Origin of the sequence: Gordoniibacillus kamchatkensis, from assembly GCF_000829455.1 — a bacterium.
Taxonomy (GTDB): Bacteria; Bacillota; Bacilli; order Paenibacillales; family NBRC-103111; genus Gordoniibacillus; species Gordoniibacillus kamchatkensis.
Genome location: NZ_JXAK01000025.1, coordinates 68,889 through 80,554 on the forward strand (window position 1 = coordinate 68,889; position 11,666 = coordinate 80,554).

Genomic DNA, 11,666 nt, shown 5'->3' on the forward strand with positions numbered 1-11,666 from the left:
TTCAAAAATGGATTGCCGCCAAAAACTTCTGCAGCCGTTCCTTGACTTCATACGGTTTAATGCCGGGACGGCCGAGCGGCCCGTCCGGACTTCGGGATATTTTCATATGAAGGAAGGTCAAACGTTGCGCGCTTTTCCATTCCTTAACGGCTGAAGCGAGCTCGCTCAGATTATGAATATAAATGGACCTCTCGTAGCCGCACGATGCCGCAACCTCTACGAAATCGACATTGTGCGATACCGTGCTCTGCCCGCCCGTCGAATCGTGCGCGTTATTATCCAGCAGGATGTGCAGCATGTTGGAGGGTGGTAGTAACCGTTCGTCGCCAAGCTTCCCAATCGCATCAGAAGGGAGCCGTCGCCGTCGATCACGATCGTTTCCGCATTCGGTTTTCCCAGCGCCATGCCCAGTCCGAAAGAGCCCACGCAGCCCATCGATCCGACCATATACAAATTGTTGCGGGCATCTTCGATTTCGTAGAGCTCCCGGCCGGTTTTGCCTGTCGTGGCCAGTTGGACGGTATTCCCCCCCTTCAAGCCGTTAATGACCTTCAACGCCTCGAGGCGGACAGGCAGCTCATCCTCCGCGTGTTTCCCGATTTTGAGCATGTTTTGATGCGACGAATTTGCTTGATTTTGCAAAGTTTCTTTCTCGAAAGTCCCTTTTTTGACGACGAAGAAAAAGGAACGGTTGTTTTCGATCCATTCATTGGCCTCAAGCAGCTGGCTCTTGGCTTCTTCCATGTCCAAGGACAAATACTTCCACTTGATTTGCATCAATTCCAACAGCTCGGTTGTTATCCGTCCCATAAGCTCATGCTGGGGCTCGTCGGGCAAGCCGGGCTCTCCCCGCAAGCTGACGAACCCGAGGAGCGGAATCCGAAACGTATAGGTTAGGGAAGTGAGCGGAGATACGGCATTCGACAGCCCCGAATTTTGCATGAGCACAACCGATTTTTTTCCTGCTACATAAGCTCCGGATGCAATGGCTATCGCATCCCCCTCGTTCGCCGCTGCGGTATAGACGCATTCGTTGATCGCATAATTGATCAGGTCCTTCAAAAAGGAGCACGGCACTCCGGAGTAGAAATCGAACCCCAGCTTTTTCAATTCGGATCCGAATCGTTTCGTATTGATCATGAGAGATCGCTGCCGGCATTGTTCTTTGCGGGCAAATATTTTTTTTCGGCCTCCTTCAGCTCATCGACCCCCTGCAGCCGGAAGACTTCATTCAAAGAGGCGATGCCGGACTCTGCATTGACCAGATTTTCCTCGCGGTAAATAAGCTTGGAAAGCTTTTGCATCGCCTCGATCGAGGCTCTCAGGTTATGGTTTGCCCAGATCGCTACGCTGATGCCCAGTTCGGCAAATCGCTTCGTCGGCGTTTTGTAATATTGGGTGGGCACGATGACGACAGGAAGTCTTCCGGCCCATTCTTTCATAAACGCCTCGATTTCCGAAGCGTCGGACCGATGGCTGTGAATAAGGACGGCATCCGCGCCTGCCTTCCGATAAGCCTCTCCGCGCAGCAAAGCTTCCTTCAAGCCCAAACCGGCGATTAAAGCTTCGATTCTGGCCACGACCACGAAATCTTCATCACTCTGCGTATCTTTCATCGCCCGGATTTTCCCGCAAAACTCGTCGATATCGGCAAGCGCCTGCGTTTCCCCGTCGATAAAGGAGTTGGTTTTGGGGAAAAGCTTATCCTCGATGCACACCCCTGCGATATTCCGCTGCTCCAGCTTTGCCACCAAACGTCTTGCATTGTTGAAGTTGCCGTAACCCGTATCCCCGTCCAATAAAATCGGAATGGAAGTGGCATCGCTCATAAATTCAAGGACGTCAAGCACCTGAGTCCAAGAAGCTTCATTATTATCTCTGATCCCCATGCCGGCGGATATGGATAGTCCACTGGCCCAAATCCCTTTAAAACCTGCCTCCTCTACAATTTTCGCCGAAAGCCCGTGATGGGCTTCCATTAAAAATTCGAGATTTTGCGAGGTAATCAGTTGTTTTAATTGGGTCGTTTTCTTCATTATCGTATATCTCTCCTTCAGGCGACTCCTCTGCCGGCTTCTAGTGTTGGCGGGAAGACCGGTGCTGCGCTAATATCTTTGCATATTGCAATGGGTTCAAATAAATTTTTTTGACGACATCCGATCCGTAGGCTTTCCTGATAGAGACTTTGGCTGATTGGGCATTGCACTCGATGAACCAAATTTTCCCCTTATCGTCCAAGGCAAAATCGATGCCGATTTCTCCGAATTTCCCGTATTCACTTTCAACCTTTTTATAAACGTTAATCAAAAATTCGTTGATTTCCTGCTTTAAATTTTTGATCTGTATGTCAGAGTAGTCGGGGAGCAATTTCTTCACATAATCGTCGAATTGAAAAGCGTCCCCATGAGTAGTTATGGGGGATTCGCTTTGGCCAACGCGAATGGGAATGGCCACAATCTCGATTTCATCGTTGCCGTTTCGCTGCAGCTCGGCACGGAGATCTACCCGCCTGCTGCCTTTTACCCGAATTAAGTCGATAGCACGCTGCACGATGACTTTCTTATCGGCGAAAAATTTATTCATGACTTTTTTCAACCGGGAAAAATTTTTGACCTCTTTGCTGACCATATCCCCGAGAATCGAGTAGCTGTACCTATAACTGCCGCTGCTGGACTTTTTTACCCGCATGACCTGCTGTCCGCGCCTTCCGTAACATGCTTTGACGTAAACAGTGCCGAGTTTCTTCACGTATTTTTTTATACTGCTGACATCATCGACGTTTTTTCGTAAACGGCAAATGAGGGGAGAGGTTTCCATCTTTTTTTAATACGCTGTAAAGCTCTCCTTTATTGAATTGAGTGATGGGGTTAACTCTGGGAATGCCCAGCTTATCGAAGCGCTTTAGTAACTTGCCTGCAGTAGTACCTGACGCGCCACGGACATAGAGCACATCGGGAAAGGAAAAATATTTATTTTTCCAGCTTTTTTTATCCAAGTCGTAGTACCTTCCTTTTACTCTCTTGCGATCGAAATTTACGTCATGCCTGGAAAAGAAGTAGAGCGTTGTTTTCGCTTTTTTGTTTAACTTGGCCAGCTTGATCATGCCTTTCGTTTTTTTCCTGCTGCTCGCAGTCAGGACACCGATAATCGGTTTAGCGGAACCGGAGGAGTTTGCCATAATATTGCCCCCATCAAAATATTATTCACATTTCGTTCAGCGAGGTAGCTACGGATTTGCGGCGCTTTCCCGTTTTTAACGGCAAATCCGGCAGTTCATTGACGGAGATGACTTCTTGCGTTTTTTTGGCGGGCTTATTCCAGTGCTTTTCGTTACCCGGCAAATCATCGAACCAGGCGGCATCTTTCGGGCAATCAAGAACCATAAATTTGCCGTATCCCCCGTCGCGAGACTGGTGATACTTCAAGTAAGCTTTTCCGTTTTCGATGGCCAAAATTTCGATTTTTCCCGATGTATGGCTCATGCAGAGCTTCACGCGCTTACCGAGGCCCGAGGTTTTGGCTTTTGCTTCCTCCACGATGCGGTACACTTCTTCCAGCGAGAGGACAAATCCACGATTCCCGGCCACAGGCCTGTTTACAAAAAAGTAATACGGCGTAACCCCGGCCCATGACAATTTATCGAGCAATTCCCCCAGTACGGCGGGATCATCGTTAATTCCCCGCAGGATCGGGGTTTGATTTACGACGATCGCTCCGGCATCGTACAGCGCCTTAAAGCACTTCATTGCCTCGGGAGTAATTTCTCTTGGATGATTGACATGAGCCATAATGTAGATTCGTTTTTCCTCGGTGGAATAGGTGCGGAATAGATTGAGCAGCTCCTGATCTTCATAAATTCGCATAGGGTTGAAAACAGGCATCTTCGATCCGATGCGGATAATTTTGACATGATCCATCGTCCGCAGGCTTTGAATGATATTGGACAGCTTTTTCGTTGCCAGAATGAGCGGATCGCCGCCCGTCAGCAGAACGTTATTGATTTCAGGCGTTCTCGCAATGTAATCCAGTCCGTCCTGCACATCGGGCATCGCCTCGTTCACATCGTCCCGAAACAGTCTTTTTCGAAAACAGAACCGGCAATACGAGCCGCAAACCTCGGAAACGAGAAGCAATGCCGTCGTACTGTATTTATGCTGGCATCCCTTTACCACGTAATTCGTAACCTCATCGGATGCATCCCAACGGCCGTACTCCAGCAGCTCGGTTGCGCTTGGTATCACTAGACGCCTGATGGGATCAAGTGGATCGGACCAATCAATCAGCTGCAAATAATAGTCGTTGAGCCGGAAAACGAATTTATCGACTACTTGTTGGAGAGCTGTTTTCTCTTCTTCAGTTAGATGGGGCAGGCTTCCAATATCGGTGATGTATTTTACTTGCACTTGTTTTCCCCTCCACTCATCGATTCTTTCCGTCGTTTCAAATCCATCATCATCCCTTCGCCAGTTATAACTTATTGAATGTAGTAGACGTTGAACAAGTGTTGGCAAGTGCGGAGTAGTCCAATAAAATTAGCGAATATGAGCGATAGCCTGCGGGACATGTATGGCTCAATGATACGAACCTGCATTGGCGCGCTTGAAGCGGTTCGCGGCCATCTACGACCGAAGCTACCCGACAGGACGCGGGAAAGCTGGCTGCGTCTATGCTGCGGTTGCGTGGATTTTGCCTCGGGATTCCTTTATAATGAAAAGAGAAACACTGCGCGAAGGAGGCATCCGAACTTATGGCTAAATGGCGGGAAATTACGACGCTAGACGAGTGGAACGCAATTCTGGAGCAGTCCGGCGAGCAGCCGGCCGTTGTGCTCAAACATAGTACCACGTGCCCAGTCAGCGCCAGCGCACTAGAAGAATTCGATGAATATTTGGCGAAGCAGCCGAACGAGAATGTCGATTATTACCTTGTGAAAGTAATCGAGTCGAGGCCGGTATCGAATCAGATCGCCGAAGATTTGAAGGTCAAGCACCAGTCGCCGCAAATTTTGTATTTCAAGAACAAGGAAGCGATCTGGAACACGTCGCATTGGTCGGTTACGGCCAAGCATATGGCGGCAGTACTCGATTGAAGCTCGCGAACCGCAAAAGCAAAAGCCTGCTGGCACACGGATAGGGCGCCGGCAGGCTTTTTGCGTCGCGCAGATGCAGTGGGAAAAATCGTTACAGCAAAAATGTTGATGTCCGATATAGCCGAGCCGGCCGGAATCCGTTATACTGGTACAAGTCTGCTTGTTTCTCCATCAGAACGTATATACAGTGCCTGTACTTGGCCTGAGGCAGCTTAACGCCAAGGCGTTAAGCCGGAGGGTGAACGGCGAGCAGCGTGCAGGGCGTCACACAGCCAGCTTAACGCCGGGAAAACCCGGGTAAACAGTGCTACACCTCATAGGAGAGAAGATCATGTATTCTACGCCATCGCTGTCCAAACCAAAACCTGCCGTGCCGGTCGCGGCACTCGTTATCGTCGGCATTATCGCCATTTCGTTTTCCGCCATTTTCGTGAAATGGTCGCAAGCTCCGGCTTCGGCGCTCGCCATGAACCGTCTGCTGCTCACTTGCCTGCTCATGACTCCGTGGCTGTGGAAGCACCGCGCCGAGTGGCGGGAGCTGACCGCCCGGACGGCGGGCCGTCTTGCTTTGTCCGGGTTGATGCTTGGGCTGCACTTTTTGCTGTGGATGGAGTCGTTGCGATATACGACGGTGGCCAGTTCAACGGCGCTGCTCACGCTGGAGCCGGTATTCGTGATGCTCGGCTCGCTGCTCGCGTTCCGCCAGCGCACCGCAGCCGGCGCCGTCGTCGGCATGATCATCGCCATCGCCGGAGCGGCGCTTATCGGCTGGGGCGATTTTCGCTTCTCGGGGCCTGCGCTGAAAGGGGATATCTTGTCGGTGCTCGGAACGCTGGCGATGGCGGCCAATATCGTTCTCGGCAAAAGCTTGCGCGGCCACGTCTCCACGTTCGTGTACAGCTACGCCGTATTTCTCGCCGCTGCCGTTTTGCTCGCCGGCTACGCCGCCGTGCTCGGCGTGCCGCTGTTCGCATACGACGCCAAAGAGTGGGGGATCTTCCTGCTGCTGGCGCTCGTGCCGACGCTGCTCGGACATTATGTATTCAACGCGCTACTCAAGTACATGCGGGCTACCTCCGTTTCGATGACCGTACTGGGCGAACCGCTCGGTGCTACTTTGCTCGCTTACGTGCTGCTCGGGGAGACGGTAACGTCGCTTCAGGCCGTGGCGGGGGGCGTACTCTTGCTTGGGGTTTGGCAATTTATGCGTACGATTGAAAGCAAGTAGATATATGCCGATTAATTCTCGGAACGGATGGGCAACCCGGCGGCGGGCAGGGGGAGGACGTTCATGTGGAGTACACCTTAACTGTACGGGAAGTGTTAAAGCGGCCGCTTTTTAGCGGAGCCGAAGTGGTAGCGGGCCACAACGGATTGGATCGGCCCATTCGCTGGGTTCACATCCTGGAAATCATGAATATCGAGCAATTGATTCACGGCCAAGAGCTCATATTGACGACCGGAGTGGCTTTCAAGTCCGACCCCGGTTCGTTTGTGTCTTATTTGGAGCAGTTGGTAAAGCGGAACGTTTCTTGTTTATGCATTGAACTGGGACAGTTCATCGATCATATCCCGCACGAAATGGTACATATGGCGGACTGTTATAACTTTCCTCTTATCGTCTTCCCGCAAACGGTTCGCTTTGTCGACATTACGCAAGACCTGCACGTGCTTATTATTAATAAACATCACAAAATTTTGCAAGATCTTGAAGCTATCTCCAGAGAGTTCCATCGTCTGACCTTGTCGTCGCAAGGAGTTACGAACGTACTGAAGCTTCTCCAATCGAGCACGAAAGCGCAAATCGTCTATATGCCCGTGCAGGGCCAGCCGATCTTTATTCCGCAGCTGCCCCCGGCCGAGCAAACGAAGCTTCAGGAACATATCTTGTCCAAGCAAGCCGAGCTGCCGGAAGCGGTCAATCATGCGGCCCCGCACGTATGGGACGACGCCGGCGGCACCTTGATCATGCAGCCCGTCGGCGCAATGGGCAAAACGTGGGCATATATCGCCATGCACTTAACGCATAAGCCGCAAGAATACGAATTTCTTATCCTCGACTCAGCTTCGCTTTCCATTGCCCAAGATTTGCTTCGTAAACGCTATATTCAGGAGCGCAAACTGTACGCCGAAAATTTATGGGTCGACGATTTGCTGCACAAACGGCTTGCGGACGAAGAGCAAATCAAATCGATGACCGGAAGCAAGTACAAGAAGCTGAATGAATCCGGCTTCCATGTCTGCCTCGTCGAATTCGACACTCCGGAGCAGAAAACGAATTCCGCCGCCGAAGACGACGGTCCGGAATCGATCGGGCTCCACTTGTCCATGATGCTGCGCTCTTTGTTCGAACAGTATGATTTTATGCCGCTTACGACGCTAAAAAACAACAGGCTGATCGTGATCGCTATCGACTTGCAGCCGCTCCAGCCTGGGAAAATAAGGCTTGAGAAAATATTCCACACGTTGCAAAGGATCAACAACGAGCAGAAGATCGGCCCGTCCCAATTGCTGATTGGCATAGGGCGCCGCTGCGTGAATCTGATCAACGCCCATCAAAGTTATCACGAAGCCGTCCAAGCCATATCGCTGTTTCCGTCCGTGAAGCATAATCCGCTCTTTTTTGACGACCTCGGCGTCATGCAGCTGCTGTTCAACATTAACGACCAATCCAAATTGCATGCGTTCGTGACAAACTACATCGGCAAGCTGATCGAGCACGACGAGTCGAAGGGGAGCGATCTGGTCTGGACGTTGAAAGTGTACCTGGACAACGACCAATCCAAACTAATTGCCGCACAGAAGCTTTTTATCGTAAGGCAATCGCTGTACTACCGATTGGAAAAAATCAAAGAGCTGCTCGGCGAAGACTGCCTGCTTCCCGAACACCGCCTAGCGCTGCAAGTCGCTTTGCGGGCTTACCAAATGCTGCATCCGGCGAAATGGAGCGGCAGGTGAGCTCGGCGTCCGTCGATACAGTTGTCATAGAAATCGGCCAAATCTTTTAACTTTTTGTCTATTGAAAACGCTTTCCGATCTACGTGATAATTAGCTCATTACCATCCAAACAGAAGGTGAGTGAGCGCATGTCAACACCAAATTCCTCAGTTTCAACCCCAAATGTGCTGAAACGCAATTTATCGGTGTGGGATGCCGTCGTGATGTCTGCGGCATTCATGGGACCGGCGGTCTCGATGTATTTCAATACAGGCTACGCCGCAGGCTTCGCCGGTGCCGCTATGCCCATCAGCTTCGCGATTTCGCTCGTCATCGCCATCATTTTGGCCAAGACTATCGGCGAATTCAGCAAAGTCGCGCCTAGCGCCGGAGCGTTTTACGTATTTGCCAGCAAAGGGATCGGCCCCCGCAGCGGGTTTTTGTCCGGATGGCTTATGTTCATCGGTTATTCTCTGCTGGAGCCCGCCGAAGAAGCGTTGTTCGGGACAACGGCCAGCTCGCTTTTAAAAAGCGGCCTGGGCATCGATATTCCGTGGTACGTGATTTCTTTGCTCGCTTGGGCGTTCGTCCTCATGCTGTCGTGTATCGGCGCCAAGCAATCGATGAAAATGACGATGATCCTGTTTGCCGGGGAAGTCGGCGTTTTGCTCGTGTTGTGCTGCATCGTTTTGGCCAAAGGCGGCCACGACGGCATCCATTTCGAAGTGTTCAGCCCGGCCATGAGCCCGTCCGGATTTTCGGGAATCGCCCTGGGCATGATCTACGGAATGCTGTCGTTCGTAGGATTCGAGTCGGCGACGACTTTGGCGGAGGAAGTGAAAAATCCGAAGAGAAACGTGTATTATGCGCTGATCGGTTCCACTTTGCTGGTAGGATGCATCTATATTTTCGCCACTTTTACGGTGGTCAACGGGTTCGGTTTGAAAAACATGGATAAATTGGCCAGCGACGCTTCTCCGTTCGTAACGATGGCGACGCAGTTCGGGAATACGACTTTGGTCACGCTTATAGCTTTGGCCGGGTTAAGCAGCATTTTGGCGGTAACGATCGGCGTGAACAACGCGATTGCTCGGGTCATTTATGTCATGGGCCGGGAAAAAGTGCTGCCGTCCGCGCTCGGCAAGCTGAACGCCAGATTCCACACGCCCACGAACGCGATCATGTTCCAGTCCGCAGTCGCGCTCGTGCTCCTGCTCCTGATGGGCTTCGCGGTCGGGCCTTCCAATACTTACGGCTATTTGGGCGCCATTCTTACGCTGGGTATTATCCCGGTGTATATGATGGCTTCCGTCGGCTACGTTCTCTATCAAAAAAGCCAAAGCAACGTACGCAAGCATCCATTCAAAAATTTGATTCTTCCCATTATATCGTCGCTGCTGCTGCTCATTCCGCTGTCGGCTTCGTTCTACCCGGTGCCCGAGTTTCCTTACAACATTTTGCCGTTTATCGTCATCGTGTACGCCATCATCGGGATTATTGTAGCCAAACGGCTTGAACGGGATCCGGAACGATTCAAGCGCGTCGGGGAAATATTGGGGGATGCCGGTTCGGAGGTAAACGCATGACGCTGACAGAGGAAGATGTAAAACGCTCGCTGCAGCTCGCTCTGGACAAAGGGGCGGAGATCGGCATTCCGATCTCGGTCGCCATTACGGATGCCGCCGGACATCTTCTCGGGTTCTCGCGACATGTGGGGGCGGAAATCGTCAGCATCACTTTGGCCCAGGACAAAGCGTATACCGCTGCCGTTAACCGGATCAGCACCGCGGAGCTCGGCAAACTGTGCCAGCCGGGGGCAGAATTGTACGGCTTGCAGCACAATCTCGGCGGCCGCATGGTCATATTCGGCGGCGGAATCCCGATTCGGGGCACGGACGGCGTTCTGATCGGAGCGATCGGCGTAAGCGGCGGGACGGTGGAACAGGATATCGCTTGCGCCCTAGCCGCACTGGACAGCTTGCCTAATTGAAACAAATAGAAAGAACTGCGGTAGCTTCCGGCTGCAGTTCTTTCTTCTTCCGGAGGCGGTTAGACCCGAACGGACGCGTGTAAAAAGATAGCGCATATTTCCTCACATCTTGTCTAATGCAATCCGGCAATTTCGTTTCTATACTTTGGTTAGATCGTGAACATTCCTCTCAGCATAAGGAGGCTGGCAACATGCAGGCTGCGACGACAGCGGCGAAGCTTCAAAATTACATCGGCGGAGAATGGGTCGAGTCAGCGGGCAACCGTTACGAACCTGTGCTGAACCCGGCTACCGGCGAAACGATTGCGCAAGTGCCGTTATCCACGCAAGAAGATGTCGAGCGCGCTGTTCAAGCGGCACGTAAAGCTTTTGACGGCTGGAGAAAGACGGCCGTTCCGCGCAGAGCCCGCATCCTGTTCAGCTATCAGCAGCTGCTGGTTCGGCATTGGGAAGAGCTGGCTCGCCTTATTACGTTGGAGAACGGAAAAAGCTACCAAGAAGCATATGGCGAAGTGCAGCGCGGCATCGAGTGCGTGGAGTTTGCGGCAGGGGCGCCGACACTCCTGATGGGCAGCCAGCTCCCGGATATTGCAACAGGCCTCGAGTCCGGGATGTACCGGTACCCGCTCGGCGTCATCGGCGGCATTACGCCCTTTAACTTCCCGATGATGGTGCCTTGCTGGATGTTCCCTCTGGCGATCGCTTGCGGCAATACGTTTGTGCTTAAGCCATCCGAGCGCACCCCGCTATTGGCAAACCGATTGGCCGAGCTGTTCCGGGAGGCCGGATTGCCGCCGGGCGTACTGAACGTCGTGCACGGCGCCCACGACGTGGTGAACGGCTTGCTGCATCATCCGGACGTTCAAGCCATATCGTTCGTCGGATCGCAGCCGGTTGCCGAGTATGTATACAAAACGGCAGCCGCAGGCGGGAAAAGAGTTCAAGCGCTTGCAGGCGCGAAAAACCATTCGATCGTGATGCCCGATGCGGATCTGGACAACGCGGTGACCAATATTATCAACGCCGCTTTCGGCTCGGCCGGCGAACGGTGCATGGCTTGCTCCGTCGTCGTCGCAGTAGGCGATATCGCCGATCGGCTGATGGAAAAACTCGTGAAAGCGGCGGGCGACCTCAAGATCGGCAGCGGCCTGCAGCCGGACGTATTTCTCGGGCCGGTGATCCGCCAAGAAAACAAAGAACGCACCCTCGGCTACATTGAAGCCGGGCAAGCGGAAGGGGCGCGGCTAGTCCGCGACGGACGCAAGGACGCCGTTCCGGCGGACGGCTTTTTTATCGGACCTACCATCTTCGACGGCGTAACGACCGGCATGAAAATATGGAAAGACGAGCTGTTCGCGCCCGTGCTGTCGGTTATGCGCGCTGCGGATTTGAGCGAGGCGATCGAAATTTCCAACCGCTCGGAGTTCGCCAACGGGGCGTGCATTTATACGGATAGCGCGAAAGCGGTTCGCCAATTCCGCGATGAAATCGATGCCGGCATGTTGGGAGTCAATATCGGTGTGCCTGCGCCGATGGCGTTCTTCCCGTTCTCGGGCTATAAAAAATCGTTTTACGGCGATTTGCACGCAAACGGAAAAGACGGCGTGGAGTTTACACCCGCAAAAAAATGCTGACGGCAAAGTATTAAAG

At 52.5% G+C, this 11,666-nt stretch carries 9 protein-coding genes and 2 pseudogenes; 6 read left to right on the top strand and 5 right to left on the bottom strand.

Annotated features, from left to right (window positions below; translation table 11 throughout):
- Nucleotide 1: 1 nt before the first annotated feature.
- The 5 genes and pseudogenes from aepY to SD70_RS15395 form a co-directional block, all read right to left on the bottom strand.
- Nucleotides 2-1,140 (bottom strand): annotated as a pseudogene (aepY, locus tag SD70_RS15375) (phosphonopyruvate decarboxylase).
- Entirely contained in the window at nucleotides 1,137-2,036 is a 900-nt protein-coding gene (aepX, locus tag SD70_RS15380; protein WP_041048408.1) for a phosphoenolpyruvate mutase, read from the bottom strand. Before aepX ends, aepY begins: the two are co-directional and overlap by 4 nt.
- Nucleotides 2,037-2,076: 40 nt before the next feature.
- Nucleotides 2,077-2,748 carry a YheC/YheD family protein gene (locus SD70_RS15385; protein ID WP_041048409.1) on the bottom strand — a complete coding sequence of 224 codons (672 nt, stop codon included), beginning with the start codon at nucleotides 2,746-2,748 and terminating at the stop codon, nucleotides 2,077-2,079.
- Nucleotides 2,749-2,770: 22 nt separating this feature from the next.
- Nucleotides 2,771-3,178 (bottom strand): hypothetical protein, encoded by a 408-nt coding sequence (locus SD70_RS15390; RefSeq protein WP_041048410.1) that lies wholly within the window; start codon nucleotides 3,176-3,178, stop codon nucleotides 2,771-2,773.
- A gap of 25 nt (nucleotides 3,179-3,203) precedes the next feature.
- Nucleotides 3,204-4,403: a KamA family radical SAM protein gene (locus SD70_RS15395; protein WP_041048411.1), complete on the bottom strand. Its 1,200-nt coding sequence runs from the start codon at nucleotides 4,401-4,403 to the stop codon at nucleotides 3,204-3,206.
- A gap of 344 nt (nucleotides 4,404-4,747) precedes the next feature.
- On the opposite strand from SD70_RS15395, the gene ytxJ reads away from it, so the two are divergent.
- From ytxJ to SD70_RS15425, 6 genes and pseudogenes are all read left to right on the top strand, one after another.
- Nucleotides 4,748-5,089, top strand: coding sequence for a bacillithiol system redox-active protein YtxJ (gene ytxJ, locus SD70_RS15400; protein WP_041048412.1), 342 nt, complete (start codon nucleotides 4,748-4,750; stop codon nucleotides 5,087-5,089).
- Between the two features lie 331 nt (nucleotides 5,090-5,420).
- On the top strand, nucleotides 5,421-6,317 hold the full coding sequence (locus tag SD70_RS15405; RefSeq protein ID WP_052487489.1) for a DMT family transporter: 897 nt from the start codon (nucleotides 5,421-5,423) through the stop codon (nucleotides 6,315-6,317).
- Between the two features lie 65 nt (nucleotides 6,318-6,382).
- Nucleotides 6,383-8,047 (top strand): PucR family transcriptional regulator, encoded by a 1,665-nt coding sequence (locus SD70_RS15410; protein WP_041048413.1) that lies wholly within the window; start codon nucleotides 6,383-6,385, stop codon nucleotides 8,045-8,047.
- Between the two features lie 128 nt (nucleotides 8,048-8,175).
- Nucleotides 8,176-9,612, top strand: a complete 1,437-nt coding sequence (locus SD70_RS15415) for an APC family permease (RefSeq protein ID WP_082053387.1) — start codon at nucleotides 8,176-8,178, stop codon at nucleotides 9,610-9,612.
- On the top strand, nucleotides 9,609-10,016 hold the full coding sequence (locus SD70_RS15420) for a GlcG/HbpS family heme-binding protein (RefSeq protein ID WP_041048415.1): 408 nt from the start codon (nucleotides 9,609-9,611) through the stop codon (nucleotides 10,014-10,016). The genes SD70_RS15415 and SD70_RS15420 overlap by 4 nt, the downstream gene beginning before the upstream one ends.
- 191 nt (nucleotides 10,017-10,207) lie before the next feature.
- A pseudogene (locus SD70_RS15425) lies at nucleotides 10,208-11,664 on the top strand (CoA-acylating methylmalonate-semialdehyde dehydrogenase).
- Nucleotides 11,665-11,666 lie beyond the last annotated feature (2 nt).